At 68.8% G+C, this 17,550-nt stretch carries 15 protein-coding genes; 11 read left to right on the forward strand and 4 right to left on the reverse strand.

The features are described from left to right. Positions 1 to 279 precede the first annotated feature (279 nt). Together WJ35_RS24485 and WJ35_RS24490 are read left to right on the forward strand one after the other, a co-directional pair. Complete coding sequence (locus tag WJ35_RS24485; protein WP_069240198.1) at positions 280 to 609, forward strand: DUF4148 domain-containing protein; 330 nt, start codon at positions 280 to 282, stop codon at positions 607 to 609. Between the two features lie 277 nt (positions 610 to 886). Further along, positions 887 to 1,291, forward strand: a complete 405-nt coding sequence (locus WJ35_RS24490) for a lysozyme inhibitor LprI family protein (RefSeq protein WP_069240199.1) — start codon at positions 887 to 889, stop codon at positions 1,289 to 1,291. Between the two features lie 9 nt (positions 1,292 to 1,300). Here the strand turns inward: WJ35_RS24490 and WJ35_RS24495 are convergent, their stop codons facing one another. Together WJ35_RS24495 and WJ35_RS24500 are read right to left on the reverse strand one after the other, a co-directional pair. After that, entirely contained in the window at positions 1,301 to 1,948 is a 648-nt protein-coding gene (locus WJ35_RS24495) for a response regulator transcription factor (RefSeq protein WP_010089481.1), read from the reverse strand. After that, entirely contained in the window at positions 1,945 to 4,050 is a 2,106-nt protein-coding gene (locus WJ35_RS24500) for a PAS domain-containing sensor histidine kinase (protein WP_069240200.1), read from the reverse strand. The genes WJ35_RS24495 and WJ35_RS24500 overlap by 4 nt, the downstream gene beginning before the upstream one ends. 307 nt (positions 4,051 to 4,357) lie before the next feature. Between WJ35_RS24500 and WJ35_RS24505 the strand changes: the two genes are divergently transcribed. The 5 genes from WJ35_RS24505 (at position 4,358) to WJ35_RS24525 (ending at position 9,858) form a co-directional block, all read left to right on the forward strand. Next, positions 4,358 to 4,822 carry a universal stress protein gene (locus WJ35_RS24505; RefSeq protein WP_069240201.1) on the forward strand — a complete coding sequence of 155 codons (465 nt, stop codon included), beginning with the start codon at positions 4,358 to 4,360 and terminating at the stop codon, positions 4,820 to 4,822. Positions 4,823 to 5,161: 339 nt separating this feature from the next. Next, complete coding sequence (locus WJ35_RS24510) at positions 5,162 to 5,668, forward strand: cupin domain-containing protein (protein WP_014724916.1); 507 nt, start codon at positions 5,162 to 5,164, stop codon at positions 5,666 to 5,668. A gap of 151 nt (positions 5,669 to 5,819) precedes the next feature. Further along, a complete protein-coding gene (locus WJ35_RS24515; RefSeq protein ID WP_069240202.1) occupies positions 5,820 to 6,851 on the forward strand; it encodes a VTT domain-containing protein in 1,032 nt (343 codons plus the stop codon). A gap of 840 nt (positions 6,852 to 7,691) precedes the next feature. Continuing rightward, a complete protein-coding gene (locus WJ35_RS24520) occupies positions 7,692 to 8,567 on the forward strand; it encodes a hypothetical protein (RefSeq protein WP_011882185.1) in 876 nt (291 codons plus the stop codon). Between the two features lie 355 nt (positions 8,568 to 8,922). After that, positions 8,923 to 9,858, forward strand: a complete 936-nt coding sequence (locus tag WJ35_RS24525; protein ID WP_069240203.1) for a universal stress protein — start codon at positions 8,923 to 8,925, stop codon at positions 9,856 to 9,858. Positions 9,859 to 10,322: 464 nt separating this feature from the next. Here WJ35_RS24525 and WJ35_RS24530 read toward each other — a convergent pair whose 3' ends face one another. Further along, positions 10,323 to 10,733: a hypothetical protein gene (locus WJ35_RS24530; protein WP_011882187.1), complete on the reverse strand. Its 411-nt coding sequence runs from the start codon at positions 10,731 to 10,733 to the stop codon at positions 10,323 to 10,325. 611 nt (positions 10,734 to 11,344) lie between these two features. Between WJ35_RS24530 and WJ35_RS24535 the strand changes: the two genes are divergently transcribed. Beyond that, on the forward strand, positions 11,345 to 11,599 hold the full coding sequence (locus tag WJ35_RS24535) for a DUF3562 domain-containing protein (RefSeq protein ID WP_011882189.1): 255 nt from the start codon (positions 11,345 to 11,347) through the stop codon (positions 11,597 to 11,599). A 169-nt stretch (positions 11,600 to 11,768) separates the two neighbouring features. After that, positions 11,769 to 13,568, forward strand: a complete 1,800-nt coding sequence (locus WJ35_RS24540; protein WP_069240204.1) for a methyl-accepting chemotaxis protein — start codon at positions 11,769 to 11,771, stop codon at positions 13,566 to 13,568. Positions 13,569 to 13,611: 43 nt separating this feature from the next. On the opposite strand, the gene WJ35_RS24545 is transcribed toward WJ35_RS24540, so the two are convergent. Further along, a complete protein-coding gene (locus tag WJ35_RS24545) occupies positions 13,612 to 14,586 on the reverse strand; it encodes a sigma-54 interaction domain-containing protein (protein ID WP_059990799.1) in 975 nt (324 codons plus the stop codon). Positions 14,587 to 15,002: 416 nt separating this feature from the next. On the opposite strand from WJ35_RS24545, the gene WJ35_RS24550 reads away from it, so the two are divergent. Together WJ35_RS24550 and WJ35_RS24555 are read left to right on the forward strand one after the other, a co-directional pair. Next, a complete protein-coding gene (locus tag WJ35_RS24550; protein WP_069240205.1) occupies positions 15,003 to 16,991 on the forward strand; it encodes a hybrid sensor histidine kinase/response regulator in 1,989 nt (662 codons plus the stop codon). 36 nt (positions 16,992 to 17,027) lie between these two features. Continuing rightward, positions 17,028 to 17,456 (forward strand): BON domain-containing protein, encoded by a 429-nt coding sequence (locus WJ35_RS24555; protein WP_014724908.1) that lies wholly within the window; start codon positions 17,028 to 17,030, stop codon positions 17,454 to 17,456. The last annotated feature ends 94 nt before the right edge of the window (positions 17,457 to 17,550 follow it).

The raw sequence follows: 17,550 nt of genomic DNA on the forward strand, positions 1-17,550 counted from the left end.
CAGCGCGATGACGAAGCGCCCGTCGCAACCGAGCACGGCGCCATGTCGGCAGCAACGCGCACGAGGTCTGACGAACGCGCTTACCGACCGCGATTGCGCGCGAATGTGTGGGTAATCATCTGAAGATTCCGCTGAAACGCCCGAGATTGTACAGATGCCGTCAACAGTGAATTTGCGATTTAAGTATTTACCCTGATTGCGGGGGCTCCTAGACTTCCACTCATCCGCACCGAACCATGAGTCCGATGCGTTTGAAAACAATCTCGGAGGTTCCAAATCATGAATTCGCTGATCAAGGCAGTTGCACTGGCCGTCATCGTGGCCGCCCCGGCCGTTTCGTTCGCACAGTCGAACCAGCAGCCGCTGACGCGCGCGCAAGTGCGCGCCGAACTGGTCGAACTCGAGAAGGCCGGCTACAACCCGAACGACTGGATCAACTATCCGGAGAACATCCAGGCCGCGCAGGCGAAGATCGCCGCTGCTCGCGACACCGGCGCACAGGCTGACGTCAGCGGTTACGGCGCGAATTCGGTCGCGACGTCGCAGTCCGGCCGTCGCGCAGTCGTGCCGGTCGCGACCGATCGCTCGTCGGTCTACTTCGGCCACTGAGCCGTTCGTCGCCACGCGGCCGCCGGCCGCCGCGCCGGCTGCATCGACAAACCCGCACTCGCCCTGAGTGCGGTTTTTTTCATTTGCGCGGCCGCGGCGTGCGCTGACAACCGGTCGCGCGTGCGCTAGCATCGCGGTCGGTATCGACGCGGCGGTCGGCGGCGCAACGCGCTTGTCGCCGGCCGATTCGCGACGCCGCGCGCCGAGGCGCGGCGGGCACCAGCAACACGCCCGGCACCACGTTCCACGACTTCAACGAAAACAAACAGGAGCATCCATGCGTGTCCCGACCGGTCTGCTGTGCGCGCTCGCGCTGACGGCGAACCTTGCCCATGCCCAGACGAACTGCGCCGATGCGGCGGATCAGGCCGCGATGACGGCGTGTGCCGATCGCGCGTACAAGAAATCCGACGCGGAACTGAACCGCACGTACCAGGCCGTCACGGCGCGCCTGCGCGATGCCCGGCCGCTCGCCGACAAGCTCGTGAGCGCGCAACGCGCGTGGATCGCCTACCGCGACGCCGAGTGCAGCTTCTCGAGTGCGAACGCCGAAGGCGGCAGTGTGTACCCGATGGTGGTGTCGATGTGCCTCGACGATCTGACGAAAGCGCGCACCGAGAGTCTGCAGGGCTACCTGTCGTGCGAAGAGGGCGATCTCGCCTGCCCGGTGCCGGCGCGCTGAAAGCGCGCTCTAGACGTCGTCCGTCTCGTCGAGCAGCTTGTGCCGCATCGCATAGCGCACCAGCGCGGCTTCATGCGGCATCTGCATCTTTTCGAGAATCCGCGTCTTGTACGTGCTGACCGTCTTCGCGCTCACGCACAGCGCCTGTGCGATCTCGGTCAGCGTCTGCCCGGCGGCGATGCGCCGGAATACGTCGAACTCGCGGTCCGACAGCCGCTGGTGCGGCAGCGTTTCCGCCGGCTCGTTCAGGCTCTGCGCGAACTGCTCGGCCATCGCGAGGCTCACGTAGACGCCGCCCGACGCGACCTTCGTCACCGCGCCGACCAGCTCGGCGCTCGCGCTTTCCTTCGTCAGATAGCCTGATGCGCCCGCGCGGAACGCGCGCACTGCATATTGCTGCTCCGCATGCATCGTCAGCACCAGCACGCGTAGCGCCGGCTTCTCGTCCTTGATCTGCTTGATGAGTTCGACGCCGTTGCGGCCGGGCATCGACAGGTCGAGCACCAGCACCTGCGCGGGGGTCGAGCGTACGAGCGCGATCGTCGTCGGGCCGTCCCAGGCCTCGCCGGCGACCTCGAAGCCGCTGGCGTTCTGCAGAATGTGCCGCAACCCGTCGCGCACGAGCGTATGGTCGTCGGCGATGAGCACCGTGATCATGTGATTGAGGTTTCCTGTTGAATCGTGGTCAGCGGCAAGGCGACGCTGATCGAGAAGCCGCGCGAGACCGCGGTGTCGATCGTCACGGTGCCGCCGAGCATGTGTGCGCGCTCGCGGATGCCGATCAGGCCGAACGACTTGTCTTCTTCGTGCGTCGGTCCGCCGGGCGCCGCGCCGCGGCCGTTGTCGGCGATGCGCAGCACGCAGAAGCCGCTTTCGACGCCGAGCGTCAGCGTGACCCGGGTCGCGTCCGCGTGGCGGGCGACGTTGGTCAGCGCTTCCTGGACGATGCGGAACAGCGTGGTCGCGCCGGCATTGGTGAACGCGAGGCCGCCGGGCTCGATGTGCCGCTCGACGTCGATCCCGTAGCGGTTCGTGAAATCGTTCGCGAGCCATTCGATCGCCGGCACGAGGCCGAGATCGTCGAGCATCACCGGCCGCAGGTCGGCCGCGATGCGCCGCACCGACGCGACCGTCGCGTCGATCAGCCGCCGCATGCCCTGCAGGTGGGGGAGCACGTCTTCGCCGGCCCGTCCGCTGTCGGGCGCGCGCAGCGTGTGCTCGACGACCGACAGGTCCATCTTCAGCGCGGTGAGCTGCTGGCCGAGATCGTCGTGCAGCTCGCGCGCGATGCGCGTCTTCTCTTCCTCGCGGACGTTCTGCAGGTTCGCCGACAGCTCGCGCAGCTCCTCGCGCGATTGCTTCAGCGCGTTCTCGGCGCGCACGCGCTGGGTGATGTCGCGCAACATCACCGTGTAGAGCTTGCCGGACGCATCGCGGATCTGCGAGATCGACGCCTCGATCGGGAATTCCTCGCCGTCGCCGCGCAGCCCGAACAGCACGCGCTGGCGTCCCATCTGCCGCTCGGACACGCCCGTCACGCCGAACTGGTCGACATGCTTCGCGTGCGCCGCGCGGAACCGCTCCGGGATGAAGCGCGACAGCGGCGCGCCGATCGCCTCCATCGCGGACACGCCGAACACCTGTTCGGCCATCGGGTTGAAGATCACGATCGTCTGCTTCTCGTCGATCGTGATGATCGCCTCCATCGACGAGCGGATGATGCCCATCATCCGCGCTTCGTTCAGGATGCCGCTGCTGCGGGCGCCGAGCTCCGCCGCGGACGACCCCGGCCGGCCGCGCACCAGCGCGTGCACGAGCGCCGCGAACACGACCGACGCGAGCAGGCCGGCGGCGAGCACCGTGCCCGCCGCGCGCTGCGCGCCGGTGGCGCTCGGCCGCCCGTCCGCCGAATACGCAAGCGTGAGCAGCGTGCCGCCGAAATTCAGCTGGTCGGTGCGCTGCATCAGGTCGGGGGACGCCATGGCCTCGTCGGTCGTCGTTTCCGCGCTCGCGATCGGATGCGGATTGTCGCCCGCGCTGATGCGCAGATCGAGCCCGCGCTCCGCGTCGAGCGCGCGCTCGACCAGCCGATTCGGGTTCAGTTCGGCGAACAGCACGCCGTCGGCGTCGGCTGGCGTGGCGGCCGTCCGGGACGCGGCCGCGGCGCGCAGAAACAAGGTGAGGGTGCGCGCATCGCGGGACGTATCGCTGTCGGCGGGATGAATGCCGAGCGCGACGTCGCCGTTGCGCAGCGCGCGGGCGAGCGGCGCCTGATCGAACGAGCCGAAATGCACGTCGGGCGCGTTGGACGCCGGGGCGCTGAGCGCGGCGACCGCGAGCGGACCGTCCGGCATCGGCGCATGGCCGGCGAGGGCGCCGAGTGCTGCCGGCGACAGCGGCGCGTAGCCGATCAGCCGGACCGGCGAGCGGCCGCTGTCGAGATCGAGCGCGTCGACATACTGGCGCCACTGCACGGGCGTCATCTGCGGCGCGAGGCCGAGCGTGCCGCGCGCGCCTTCGAGCACGGCGACGCTACCCTGCAGCTCGTGGTGCAGCATCGCCGTCACGTGCGTGATGCGGCGCTGGAAACGGGCATGGACGGTGTCTTGCCACTGCTCGCGCACCATCAGCGCGACGCCCAGCGAGAGCGTTGCGCCGGCGCAGAGCGCGACGATGCCGGCCGCGAACGGCTGGCGTAAAAAGCTTGGCGAACGCGTCGGGCCTCGGGCGTCGCGCGTCGGGGTTCCGCTGGCGGTCATTCGATAGCCATTCAGATGTCGGGGTTGCCCGTGGCACGGGGCAATGCGGCAAATCCGGAAAAAACTCGCACCGGCCGCGGACGGCGTCTATTTTGAAGGTGAAATTGTGCGCGTTTTGCACGTATTTTGTAATAGGGGCCAGCCAAAAAACCGACGCGAGGCGTCGCGACGGGCGTCGCGGCGGCGTTTGACGCGGGTCAAGCGGAGGCTCGGGCCCACACGGCAGACTGTTCGGCAGGCGAGCCGGCATCGGGCCGGCCCGCGATGACGGGCGCGCTACGCGCGTGCCTGCTCGGAGGAAAAAACCATGTACAAGCGAATTTTCGTGGCGCTCGACGACAGCCCAAGTGCGCGTCTGGCGCTGGATGAGGCGATCAGGATCGCGGCGGCATCGGGCGGCAACGTGACGTGTGCGTACGTCGTCGAACATCGGCCGCAACTCGTCGACGTCGACGCGGGCTTCGCGGCCGAACACGACGGCGATGCGGCGGCGGCCGACGCGGCGACGCAGGTGCTCGACGACGCGAAAGCGGTACTCGCGCAGCATCGCGTGCCGGGCACGGTGCGCGCGCTGACCGCGTATGGCGAGGACGTCGCGGCCGTGCTGATGCGCACGGCGGCCGAGGCCGACGCGGACCTGATCGTGATGGGCACGAGCGGGCGGCACGGCTTGCGCCGGCTGCTGGTCGGCAGCGTCGCGGAGTCGCTGCTGCGCGCGGCGGACCGGCCGGTGCTGCTGGTGCGGCAGCAGAGCGCCGCTCCGGGCGCCTGACGCGGCGATGCGGGCCGCGCAGGGTCGCTCGTGGAGGGCGGGCGAGCGTGTGCTGCGTTGCACGAGCGGCCCCGTGAGGCGCTGCGGTGGGCGGCGGACCGACGGCATGCTCGTCCGCGGGCCGCCTGCGCTCGTTGCCGATCAGCGGCGTTGGCGCAGCGGTTGCGTGTCCGCGGGAATTTCTGGCAGGATCGGCACGGGTTCGCCCGGGCTTCGTCGGCAGGCGGCGTCCCGCGCGCTCGCGTCGCCGTTTGCATGGCGGCGGCAGGTGGCGCGGCGGTGGCCCATTGCCATCCTGCGTTGCCAGCCCGATTCCATCCTTCATCGACTTCATCCACCATGCCGATCAGCGCCGCCGACTTGATTCGCCAGTTCAATCTGCAACCGCATCCCGAGGGCGGCTATTTCCGCGAAACCTACCGCGCCGCCGATGCGGTCACGCGTGCCCCCGACGGCGCGCCGCGCGCGGCGTCGACGGCGATCTACTACCTGCTGTGCGATGGTGCGTATTCATCGTGGCACCGGATCCGTTCGGACGAGGTCTGGCATTTCTACGCAGGCGACCCGCTCGAGGTGTGGGTGCTTGACGAGCACGACGGGCTGACGATACACCGGCTCGGCAACCCGCTCACGCATCCGGGCACCGTGTTCCAGGCCGTCGTGCCGGCCGGGCGCTGGTTCGGTGCGCGGTGCGCCGCGCCGGAGCACGTCGCGCTGGTCGGCTGCACGGTCGCGCCGGGGTTCGAGTTCTCCGAGTTCGAGCTGGCGGACGCGACCGCGCTGGCCGCCGCGTTCCCGCAGTACGCGGAACACGTCGCGGCGCTCGCGCAGCGCCGCGACGCCTGACGGCGCCCGGTACGTTCCCGGCGGCGCTCGGCAAACCCGTTTAGAATGCTCGGTGGTGCAGGATCGGCCGCGGACGTGCCGCGGCGATCGCTGCCTGCCGTATCGACGGCCGCCCCGTCGCACGGTCCGCATGTCATCCAGGAGCGCCGCCGTGTGGCACTTTCCCGTCGCGATTCCCTCGTCGCTCGGCCCGTGGGCCGTGTTCGCGAGCGTGCTCATCACGCAGCTCGGCGTGCCCGTGCCGGCCGTGCCGATGCTGATCCTGGGCGGCACGATGGCGGCGATGGGGCAGGCGTCCTATGCGGCCATGTTCGCGGCGGCCGTCGGCGCGACGATGCTCGCCGACTCGCTGTGGTTCTTCATGGGCCGCACGCGCGGCCGGCGCCTGCTCAACGGCCTCGTGCGCTTCTCGCTGTCGCTCGACACGACGCTGCGCTTCGCGCGCAACCTGTTCGAACGCCACGGCGCGCCGCTCCTCGTGCTCGCGAAATTCCTGCCGGGGCTCGGCCTCGTGTCCGCGCCGCTGCTCGGCACGACGGCGATCGGCGTCGGCGTGTTCCTGCTGTGGGACTTCGCCGGCGCCGCGCTGTGGGCGGCGTTCTGGCTCGTCGGCGGCTCGGCGGTTCATGACCAGATCGTCCAGGCCGTGCTGTGGGTGCGCGCGAGCGGCGGGACGATCCTCGACGCGTTCCTCGCGATCTTCATCACGTTCGTGCTGTACCGCTGGGTGCGCCGCGTGCAGTTCCGGCGCTGGCTCGCGCAGGTGCGCATCTCGCCGCCGCAGCTCGCCGAGATGATGACGTCCGACGAGCCGCCGCTGATCTTCGATGCGCGGCCGCGCGCGGTGCGCGAACGCGAGCCGTTCCGGATCGCCGGCGCGGTGCCGCTCGATCTCGATTCGCCGGAGCTGATCGATCCCGACGCGCTGAAGCGGCCGATCGTCGTCTATTGCGTGTGCCCGAACGAAGCGACCGCGAAGCGCATCGTCGCGCAGCTGCAGCGCAAGAAGATGGCCCATCACGTCAAGGCGCTGAAGGGCGGCCTCGACGCGTGGGAAAAGCACGGCTATCCGGTCGAACCGCTACCGGCGGATGCGGATGCGTCGCGGTATTTCGTGCAGCCGGACCACCATGGCGCCGCGCTCGCCGGCGAATACACGGTGCGGGCGACGTTGTCGAAGTGAGGCGGCGGCGCTCGCTTCGTCTTTCGTCGCACGTATGTCGGTGACTTCGGGCGCGATTCTTCATATTCGGATTGCGTTTTACCCGGCAAGCAAGAACGTCGATTATTTCTTATCAGAAGTATTTCCCGGCAAGTCGCAGCGACAAACGTTGATCGCCGAAGCTGTTTGATCATCTCTGACACTGTGGTTTGCCTGCTTTCTGTTACGCTCACGCACCGTGAATAACACCATATCAATTGCGGATGCGCTGGGCCGATGAAACATTGCGACGCACGCGGAAAAACCATCAACGAAACACGATGGCGAACTCCCGAATCTGCGTAATCCCGAGACAATTCCAGAATGATCGATTCAAATCGGCACGCGCCCAGATACGGGAATCCCGCCTGGCGTCGCAACAGCGCATCGGCCGGGCGCGCATTGACAGATCGCCACTATTTCGGCGACTTGCGATTCGAGCACTCGCTCGTCCACCGCACCGTGTAGCCGCGCCTGGAGCACACGGTGACCGATCGGCCGCCCGCCGTAGCCCGATGTACCGCTACGCAGCCGGTGCGATCGATGCGAACCTCCCGGCACCGTTGATGATCGCTACACCGGCTCGTTCGCTACGCAGCGATCACGCGCGGTCGGTTTATCGGCGGCACGCGATACGAAATCGATAATGCGATCACCGAAGGCCGCCACCCGGACCGGTTTCGACCGCGTAACGATACGGCGGTGGTGCGACGTTTCAGCGGACTAAACGAAGCACAAATACCAGTCGATCAATGCGGCAGTCCGCAACCCATCTTTACCAAAAAAGTCCCGACAACTACGGGAATACATGAGGCCAATACCATGAAAACATCCATTCGTTTGCCGGCCCTGTTGGCAACTGCACTCGTCTCGGCGGCACTGTCTGCGTGTGGCGGCGACGGCGTGAATCCGATGAGCGCCGGCGTTGCCGGTGCGGCGTCGTCTCCGGCGCCCGTAGCGCCGCAACCTGTGCCACCAGCTGCCCAGGCGGCGTGTCGGCCGGCCGGCAAGTTTACGTACACGGGTTCCGCGTCGCAAATCGCGGCGAATAACGGGCAGTTCGCCGTCGTGACCGTGCCCACGCTGCCGCCCGCATATGCGAACAACCGCAACTTCACCGCGCCGAATGCGCCGGCGTCGAGTCTGGTTCAGCAGGCAAGCGGCGCGTTCACCACGCTCGCGTCGTCCGCTGCGGCGACCGACTGTCTCGGTCTCGATCACGGCGCCGTGACCGAGATCCAGAGCAGCGGCACCGACGTTGCGATCGGCCGGTGGAACCAGGCGATGGACACCGACGGCAACACCTATACCAGCACGCAAGGCGTTCATTACGCCGTCGGTACGCCGCTGGCGTTGACGGCGACGAGCGGTACGCTCGCCTGCACGCAACTGCTCGCGGATACGGTCGCGAGCGACAACGGCGGCGCGTCCGGCACGCTCGGCGCGACTACGGCTACGCTGGATCTCGGCGCACGCACGCTCGACAACCTGCGCCTGTCGCTCAACGTCGCAAACACCGCGTACACGCTGACGTACGCACAAGCACCGTTGAACGGGACGTCGAAAACGGGGCAGCTGTCGATTCAGTCGGTCGTCGTCGGCCACGATGCGACGCAGCCGCTGGTCGCCGTCGGCTACGCGGGCTCGGTGCCGAATGCCGGCGGTATCGGCGGCGTGGTCGTGCTGGCGTGCAAGTGAAGTGACGGGCGCTGCGCGCCGATAGTGCGGATTCCGGCCGCGCTCGCGATCGGCCCGGTGAGGGGCGTGCCGCTCGGCATCGCGTATGCGATGTTCTACGCGAACCGCGCGAGCGCATCCGCGCCGACGAAGCCGTAAGCGGACCGGTGCGCACCGGCGACGGCCCGCGGCCGCATTGATCACGATCATGCGTGCGCGGGCCGGGCGTTCTATGCTGTCGGCATCGCTTGTCCGCGCTTCGCGTGCGCAGCCGTCGATTCGTGCGACCGCGCCGGCCGTCCGGCCGACGTGCACCGCCGCCGCGCGAAGCATCCGTCGTCGCTCCCGACGACGTGCCCGCGAGGAGACCGCCGCCATGCCATCCACCCCATCCATTCCGACGCTCGCCAGAATCGCATTGGCCGTCGATCCGACGCCCGAGGCGCTGTCGGCCGCCCGCTACACGCGCACGCTGCTGCGTCCCGGCATGCAGTTGCGCGTCGTCAGCGTGATCGACAATCCCCGCCTGCTGCTGCCCGACATCCCGCGCGTCGACGCGTTGCTCACGTCCGCGCGCGAAGAGATGACGCGTGAAGCGCAGGCGACGCTCGCGCGCATTGCCGCGTTGTTCGAAGACAGCGGCGTGGCCGTCGAGCAGGCGATCGTCGATACGTCGGTCACCGGCGGTACGGTGGCCGATGCGCTCGCGAGCGACACGTCGGCATGGCAGGCCGATGCGCTCGTGGTCGGCGCGAGCGCGCATCACGGCCTGCTGCGGCTCGTCGAGGGCGCGGTGTCGGACACGCTGACGCGGCGCGCGCGTTGCGCGCTGTTGATCGTGCCGGCGAGCTACGAGCGGCCGATGGACGGCCCGCCGCAGCGGATGATGTTCGCGGTCGACGGCAGCGAGCCGTCGCTGCACGCATTGCGGGCCGGCATGGCGCTCGCGACGCCGACGACGCTGCTCTACGCGGTGTACGTCGTCGATCGCGCGATTCGTCTGACGGACATCGTGCCGGTGCGCGCGCTCGAGGACGCGTACCGCGCCGAAGGCGAGGGCGCGCTCGCGCGGGTGGCGGCGCTGTTCGACGGATGCGCGAATCCGACCAAGCGCGGCATCATCGAAACGCACGCAACGAGCGATGACGTCGCGCACGCGCTGATGCGCGAGGCCGTGCGCTGGGATGCGGAGCTGCTGGTGGTCGGCACGCATGGCCGGCGCGGGCTGGCGGCGCTGCTGATCGGCAGCGTCGCGCGCCGCGTCGCCCATCTCGCGCAGGTGCCGGTGCTGCTCGTGCGAGGCGCGGCGTAAAGGATTGGCCGCGCCGCGTGCAAGGGCGATGCTTTCGTCGACCTGCGGTAGAAACGACGCGTGCTTTCTGTAAGATATTCGGAATAGTTGCGCACGCGGCGTGCGTCGTGTCGTGCGCTCGTCACGCCGCGATTCGACGCGTCGGATGCGGCGCGCACGATCCGGCGAGCATCTGGGGCCGGTTCGATTCGTCCGCTTTCCGGGGTGCGGCCATGCAGCGCGTAGCGCGCGATCCCGTCAGGGACTCTCTGGCACGAGGGTAGGCAGCCTGCGGCTGCCTTGGATAACGGACGGGGTGGAGTTCACCCCGTCCGCTTTCCTGGCCGCGTGCCAACGGCTTTTCTCGCAGGTATGGTCTGGTTCGATGTCGCGGTGTGCAACGGCGGATGATGGTGCGACGTGGAGCGATGCATCTGCGGCCGCGGCTCGGTCATGCGACGCCGCCGACGTCGGCGCTCAGTCGCTCATGCGGCACGTAGCGTTCGCTGATCGCGCGCGCGGCGCGTACGCCGGCATGCACGCATGCACCGATGCATCGCATGCAGGTGCGCACGCGAGCCCGGCCGGCGATCGCGCAGATGCGGCCAGCCGGGGCGCGGCTTGCGGCGCGGCATCGTGACGATCGGCGCGGGCGCGGCGGTCCGCACGCACAGCGCCGCCGCAAAGCGCTGCAACGCGCGCACCGAACCGGCAATGCTCTGGTACTTTTCGCGGCCGATCTGCGCATCGAGCGTGACGAGCAAGCCCGCTTCACGGGCGAGCGCGAGCAGCGCATCGAGATCCTCGTACGGACGATTCCCGGCCGACCCCGCGGGGCCGGGCAGCGCGCGCGGGCGCCGCAGTGCGTCGCGGGCCCGGATCGTGCGATATGTCATGGGTGGTCTCCTCCGCCTGACCCGCGTGCCCGCTCGACGGCCGGCTGCGCGATGAACGGTATGAACGCTTGGTTCATGACGTCAGTATCTTCCGCCTGCACGACGTTGCCAATCGGTGCGTGCTGAAGTCGCTGTAGGCCGATGCGCGCCGGCTATCGGAATCCACTGACAAGTGCGGCCGATGCACGGCCGCGATACCGCTCGAACCTGCATCCCGCGGCCGTGACGGGCACGCGTCGTGCGGCCTCGTCGTGCGGCCTGTCTTGCCCCTTCGAACTGACGAATGGCGGTCTGCACGCGTTGCTTGACGCGGCATTTCGGCCCGTCTAACTTGCTCTATGTATCGCTGTCATCGCGACGGTTCGTCGTCGGCGCGATCGCACGATATCTCGTCCTCGGGGGGACGTGGTCATGCTTCCGGTTGCTCGCGGCCAGTTGAGCCGCGAATCTGCGCGCGTATCGATCCTTCGAACGGTCGACGCGGCGGCACGCAAGGTGCCGTTGATCGCGCGCAAACCCGCATCGGTGCATCGCACGCCGGGCGCGCGTCCAGTCGTTAATCTTCAGGTAGTGCCCTTGATCTTCGTTCCTCGACCCGCCAGGAGCCGTCGATGTCACCCGACAATTTGCTTGATTCGCTGAAGGCCGCCGCCGCGCAGCGCGCGATCGACGCCGACCAGCTGCGCACGATGCTCGACGACGAAGTGCGCGCGCTGTCCTCCGATGCGCGCGTGCACGATTACATCCACGTGTTCGCGATCCGCCATCTGCGCGAACGCATGCGCAGGCAGGACGAACTCGAGCGCGACGCGTCGTCCGGCACGCGACGCAACGAGTCGGACAGGAGCAGCAGCCGGCATCCGTGACGCCGATGCGCCGCCGGATGCCGGCGGCCCGCTCGCGCATGGGCGAGCGCTCGCGCGATTCGCCACACGTTTGCGAATCATCACGACAACCTCAAGTAAACCGCGCAATTGCCGTATACCAGGTGAACTGGTCCACTGCGCGTTCGCGCTTCCTCACAGAGTCGTTGCCATGTTTTCGTCCATTCGCGCCCGCATCATCGCCGCGTGCGTCGCCATCGTCGTATTTGCACTCGTCGCCAGCACGCTGATCAACTATTTCATTGCCCGGTCGTACAACGACGATGCGATCGACCGGAACCTCACGTCCGTCGCGAGCGGCCACGTGGTCGGGATCGGCGACTGGGTCGCGACGAAAAGCCGGATGATCGCGTCGCTGCAGGATGCGGCGCTGTCGCCCGATCCGCTGCCGGTTTACAAGCAGATGGCCGCGGCGGGTGGGTTCACCAACGTCTACGCGGGTTACGCCGACAAGACGTTCAAGTTCTCCGACCCGACCGGCATCCCGGCCGACTACGATCCGACCGGCCGCCCGTGGTACAAGCAGGCCGCGCAGGCCGGCAAGCCGGTCGTCACGCCGCCGTACGTCGACGCGGGCACCGGCAACCTGGTCGTCACGTTCGCGGTGCCGATCATGCGCGACGGCGCGGTCAAGGGCGTGGTCGCCGCTGACGTCGCGATGAACGCCGTGATCGCGAACGTCAAGTCGATCCATCCGACGCCGGCCAGCTTCGGGATGCTGATCGACAGCAACGGTCACGTGGTCGCCCATCCGGACTCGAAGCTGACGCTCAAGCCGGTCGCCGACGTGTCGTCCGAACTCGGCGGCATGAGCGCCGCGTCGATCGCGACCGCCACCGCGCCGGTCGAAGTGCATGTCGGCGACGACGCGAAGCTGGTCCGCGCGCTGCCGGTGCCGGGCACCGACTGGTACGCGCTCGTCGCGCTCGACAAGTCCGAGGCCACCGCGGGGATGCGTTCGCTGCTGACCGCGTCGCTGGTCACGCTGGTCGCGGACATCGTCATCGCGTCGCTGATCGTCGGCGCGATCACCGCGACGGCATTCCGCCGCCTGTCGCTGGTCCGCCAGGCGATGGCGGCGATCGGTTCGGGCTCGGGCGACCTGACGCAGCGCCTGCCGGCGGACGGCGGCGACGAGGTCACGGACATCGCGCGCTCGTTCAACAGCTTCGTCGACAAGCTGCAGGAGGTCATGCAGCAGATCCGCGACGCGAGCGAATCGGTGCGCACGGCCGCCAACGAGATCGCGGCCGGCAACCAGGACCTGTCGTCGCGCACCGAGGCGGCGGCCGCGAGCCTCGAGGAGACGGCCGCGTCGATGGAGGAAATCACCGCGACGGTCGGCCAGTCGGCCGCGGCGGCGGGCCAGGCCGACCAGCGCGCTGAGGCCGCGTCGAAGATCGCGTCGCACGGCGGCGTGGTGGTGTCGGACGTGGTCTCGACGATGGAGAAGATCGAGGAGGCGTCGGGCCGGATCGGCGACATCATCGGCGTGATCGACGGCATCGCGTTCCAGACCAACATCCTTGCGCTGAACGCGGCCGTCGAGGCCGCGCGGGCAGGCGAGCAGGGCCGCGGCTTCGCGGTCGTCGCGCAGGAGGTGCGCAGCCTCGCGCAGCGCAGCGCGCAGGCCGCGCGCGAGGTGAAGGTGCTGGTCGAATCGACCGTCGCGAGCGTCGAGGCCGGGTCGGGTCAGGTGCGCCAGGCCGGCGAGACGATGCAGGAGATCGTCACGAACGTCGCCAACGTGACGACGATCATCTCCGAGATCACGCACGCGGCGAACGAGCAGACCCGCGGCATCCAGGAAGTCAACCGCGCAGTGACGCAGCTCGACGAGATGGTGCAGCAGAATGCGGCGCTCGTCGAACAGTCGACGGCCGCGGCGGCGGCGCTGCAGACGCAGGCGCATGCGCTCGCGGCGACGGTCGGGCAGTTCAAGGTCGCCTGACCTTCCTCCGGTACGCGGTGCGGCCCGCCGCGCGCGGCCGCGCTCACGCGTGGCCGTCGTCGCGCATCAGCGCCAGCCGGTTGTAGAGCGTTTTCAGACTGATGCCGAGCGCCTTCGCGGCGCGCGGCTTGTTGCCGTCGAAGTGATGCAGCGTTGCGGCGATGAAGCGCTGCTGCGCATGGTGCAGCGTCGCACCGATCGGCAGCGCGATGCGGTCGTTCGACGTGTGCTCGGGCGGCATCGCCAGCTTCGGCAGCGCGAGATCGATCCCGTCGTCCGCGAGGATGTACGCGCGCTCGATCATGTTGTGCAGTTCGCGCACGTTGCCGGGCCACGAATACGCGCGCAGCGCCGCGATCGCCGCATCGGTCAGCTGCTTGTGCGCGCGGTTGCGCGCGTTCAGCGCCGCGACGAATTCATGCGCGATCGCCTCGGCGTCGCCGCTGCGCTGCCGCAGCGGCGGCACATACAGCGCGAAGGCGGCGAGGCGGTAGAACAGATCCTCGCGCAAGCGGCCGGTGCGCACGGCTTCCGCCGGATTGTGACGCGTCGACGACAGCACGCGCACGTTCAGTGCGATCGGCTCGCTGCCGCCGACCCGCATGATCGTGTTCGACTCGAGCGCGCGCAGCAGCTTCACCTGCAGCGCCGCAGGCATTTCCGCAATTTCGTCGAGCAGCAACGTGCCGCCGCACGCCGCTTCGAAGAAGCCCTCGCGCCGCGCGACCGCGCCGGTGAAACTCCCTTTCTCGTGGCCGAACAACTGCGCGTCGGCGATGTCGGCCGGAATGGCGCCGCAGTTGACCGGCACGAACGGTCCGTCCCGGTGCGCGCTGAGTGCGTGCAGACACCGCGCGACGATATCCTTGCCGACCCCGCTTTCGCCCGCGATCATCACGCTGGCGCCGGTCGGGGCGATCCGCTCGATGCGGTCCTGCAATACGCGTACGGCAGTCGAGCGGCCGGACAGCCGCGATGCATCGCCGCGTTGCTTTGGATGGACATTGAATTCAACCATGACTGTCAGAGCGCGCGCCGTTTTGAAAATCGGCGTCGCGCATTCCGTCGGTTGCAATATCTACATCGACAACGGAATGGCCGTCGCAGTGCCGCGATATAGAAAATTTCAATGCGCGGCGTGTGGCCTCTAGAAATATCCGATCGCATTACGTCGATCGGGATCGTTGCTTTTTTACAGCCGACGAATGCAAATTCGTCAGACATTTGTAGGGCCGGGAATGCCTGCGCGCACCGCGGCGGGCCATCCGACATGCGCCGCTGCGACATGCGGGGCGGTCCGCGGCCTACGCCCGAGATCCCGCGCAGGTACGCTGGTTGCTGCGCCGTCGAGGCTCGCCCGGCATGCTTTGCGGCTAGTCCTCCGCCGGGGCGGCAGCCGCGAAATGACGGTCGCCGGCGCGATGCAAGGTAAAGATGAGGACCTTAACCCGTGAGCTCTTTCGGCAGGGCGCGTGGGTGCTGCTTGCTGTCGGGGTGGCGTCCGCGCTGCAGGCGTGGGCGATTCGCGTCGTCGGCGTGCATGAGCCCTTCGCACCGCTGCCGTTCTATGCCGGCGTCGCGGCCGCCGCCTGGCTGACTTCGCTGGCCGGCGGGCTCGCTGCGACCGCCGTCAGTCTCGCCGTGATCGGCGCGCTGTGGTGGCGCCCGGCGGCGCCTTCCGAATTGCTGGCCCAGGCCGTCGCGTTCGTCGCGATCAGTTTCGTCGAGTGCGCACTGGTCGTGGCCGTCAAGCCGCTGTTTGCGAACGACCGCTTGCGCGGCGCCGACAGCGACGACGAAGCGCCCAGCCCGACGCGTCGCGAGCCCGCAGCCGCGCCGCTCGAGCATGCGCCTTCCGACGACTTGGCGTTGTTGCACAGCGTGGTCGACGCGTCGCCCGACGCCATCGTCGGCGTCGACGCGGGACGGCGGATCGTCAGCTGGAACCGGGCCGCGCGTCGGATCTTCGGCGTCGATGCGACGGCGGCAATCGGTCGCGACGTCACGACGTTGATCGCACCGCGCTGGCTCCGGCTGCAGCCGCTTCCGGCGTCGTTCGAGCACCCGCGCGCGGCCGTCGGCCCGTTCGACGTGCTGTGCGTGCGCGGCGACGGCGGCCGTTTCCGCGCGAGCTTCGCGGCCGCACCGATCGTCGATGCCGGCGGCCACTGCACGGGCCTGTCGATCACGCTGCGCGAGGCCGACCAACGGCGGCGCGACGAGCGCGGCCACCTGCGGGCGTTGCGCGGCGCACGCGTGCAGGCGGACCAGTCGAACCGGCTGAAGGACGAATTGCTGTCCACCGTATCGCACGAACTACGCACGCCGCTGAACGTGATCTACGGCTGGGTCGAGGTGTTGCGCAGCGTCGACGGTCAGGCATTCGCGCAGCAGGCGATCGATGCGATCGATCGCAGCGCGCGGTCGTTGTCGCGGATGGTCGGCGACCTGCTCGACGCATCGTCGCTCGCGACCGGGCGTACGCGGCTCGAGCGCGCGCCGGTCGATCTGGTGCGCATCGTGCGCGACGCGGTGCGCGAACTCGGCGGGAGCGCGGACGCGAACGGCATCGCGCTGTCGACCGACTGCGCATTGACGAACTGCGTCATTTCCGCGGACGGGGAGCGCTTGCGCCAGGTGCTGTCCAACTTGCTGTCGAACGCGATCAAGTTCACACCGTCGGGCGGTCGCATCACCGTGTCGCTGGCCCGCGCCGGCGCGCGCGTGCGCATGGCGGTCACCGATACGGGCCACGGCATTTCCGCCGAGCGTTTGCCGCATCTGTTCGATACGTTCAACCGGCCGGAAGGCGCTGCGGCCTCGCCGAAACGCGGGTTGGGGCTCGGCCTGTCGATCGTGCGCAATATCGTGCGGCTGCACGGCGGCGACGTGGCGGCGAGCAGCCCTGGCGCCGGCCTCGGCACGACCGTGACGGTGACGTTGCCGGTGGACTGGGACGCCGACGATCCGGCCGCTGATCCGGCGCGCCCGGCCACGGCGTTGAAGGCGGTCGCGCTCGACGGCTACCGCGTGCTGGTCGTCGACGACGACGCCACGTCGCGCGCGAGTCTCGCGGCCGCGCTCGAAACGTTCGGCGCGCAGGTCGCACTGGCGCATTCTGGGCGCGACGCGCTGAACGCGCTGTCGCGCCAGCGGCCTGGCGTCGTGCTGTCCGATCTCGCCATGCCCGACGGCGACGGCTTCTGGCTGCTCGATCACATCCGTCATCTGCCGGGCGACGACGCACGCATGCCCGTGGTGGCCGTGACCGCGCATACCGGCGCGGAAGACCGCAAGCGCGTGATGGCGGCCGGCTTCGACGCGTATCTGCCCAAGCCGGTCGATATGCCGACGCTCGCGAGCGTGATCGTCGACGTGTCGTCCGAAGGCGACGGAGCGGCGGCCGGCCGGGGACAGCACTGAATTGCGGTGGCATGCGCCTATCCCGAGGAGCGGACGATGAAGCGATCGAACTACACGCAACGCGACGGCACCGGCGGCCGACCGGCGCATCGCATGCGGATGCGGATGCGGATGCGGATGCGGCCGGCCGCGCAGATCATCGGCGCGTGGCTGCTGTCCTGCGCGTGCGTCGCGACGCCGCGCGCGGCAGCGGCCGACGAAAGCGTGGGGCACAAGCTCGCGAGCGAAGCATCGGCGGTGGGCGGCCAGCTGCGCGATGCGACGCTCGCATCGCGTATCCGCGCGGCGCTCGTGGCCGAGCGCGGCCTCGCGTCCGACGACATCGATGTCCAGGTCCACGGCCGCGTGGCCGAGTTGACGGGCAGCGTGCCGGACGAGCCGCAGCATGCGGCGGCGATCCGCGTCGTGCGTGACGTCAGCGGCGTGAGCGGTGTGCAGGATCGGCTGAAGGTGGGCCGGAAGTAGCGCGACGCAGCGGGGTGGTCGAGTTGATGCAGCAGCGTTGCCACGACCTACAGCATGCGGCGGCGCTTCACGTCGTGCATGACGCGGAGGGACG

It is taken from the genome of Burkholderia ubonensis (assembly GCF_001718695.1).
GTDB lineage: Bacteria > Pseudomonadota > Gammaproteobacteria > Burkholderiales > Burkholderiaceae > Burkholderia > Burkholderia ubonensis_B.

Excerpts from the sequence above, each read along its gene's own strand:
- WJ35_RS24485 (WP_069240198.1), top strand. The coding sequence starts at position 280 with ATGAATTCGCTGATCAAGGCAGTTGCACTGGCCGTCATCGTGGCCGCC.
- WJ35_RS24555 (WP_014724908.1), top strand. The coding sequence starts at position 17,028 with ATGAAGCGATCGAACTACACGCAACGCGACGGCACCGGCGGCCGACCG.
- WJ35_RS24540 (WP_069240204.1), top strand. The coding sequence starts at position 11,769 with ATGTTTTCGTCCATTCGCGCCCGCATCATCGCCGCGTGCGTCGCCATC.
- WJ35_RS24510 (WP_014724916.1), top strand. The coding sequence starts at position 5,162 with ATGCCGATCAGCGCCGCCGACTTGATTCGCCAGTTCAATCTGCAACCG.
- WJ35_RS24505 (WP_069240201.1), top strand. The coding sequence starts at position 4,358 with ATGTACAAGCGAATTTTCGTGGCGCTCGACGACAGCCCAAGTGCGCGT.
- WJ35_RS24525 (WP_069240203.1), top strand. The coding sequence starts at position 8,923 with ATGCCATCCACCCCATCCATTCCGACGCTCGCCAGAATCGCATTGGCC.
- WJ35_RS24520 (WP_011882185.1), top strand. The coding sequence starts at position 7,692 with ATGAAAACATCCATTCGTTTGCCGGCCCTGTTGGCAACTGCACTCGTC.
- WJ35_RS24550 (WP_069240205.1), top strand. The coding sequence starts at position 15,003 with ATGAGGACCTTAACCCGTGAGCTCTTTCGGCAGGGCGCGTGGGTGCTG.
- WJ35_RS24535 (WP_011882189.1), top strand. The coding sequence starts at position 11,345 with ATGTCACCCGACAATTTGCTTGATTCGCTGAAGGCCGCCGCCGCGCAG.
- WJ35_RS24495 (WP_010089481.1), bottom strand. The coding sequence starts at position 1,948 with ATGATCACGGTGCTCATCGCCGACGACCATACGCTCGTGCGCGACGGG.
- WJ35_RS24500 (WP_069240200.1), bottom strand. The coding sequence starts at position 4,050 with ATGACCGCCAGCGGAACCCCGACGCGCGACGCCCGAGGCCCGACGCGT.
- WJ35_RS24530 (WP_011882187.1), bottom strand. The coding sequence starts at position 10,733 with ATGACATATCGCACGATCCGGGCCCGCGACGCACTGCGGCGCCCGCGC.
- WJ35_RS24545 (WP_059990799.1), bottom strand. The coding sequence starts at position 14,586 with ATGGTTGAATTCAATGTCCATCCAAAGCAACGCGGCGATGCATCGCGG.
- WJ35_RS24490 (WP_069240199.1), top strand. The coding sequence starts at position 887 with ATGCGTGTCCCGACCGGTCTGCTGTGCGCGCTCGCGCTGACGGCGAAC.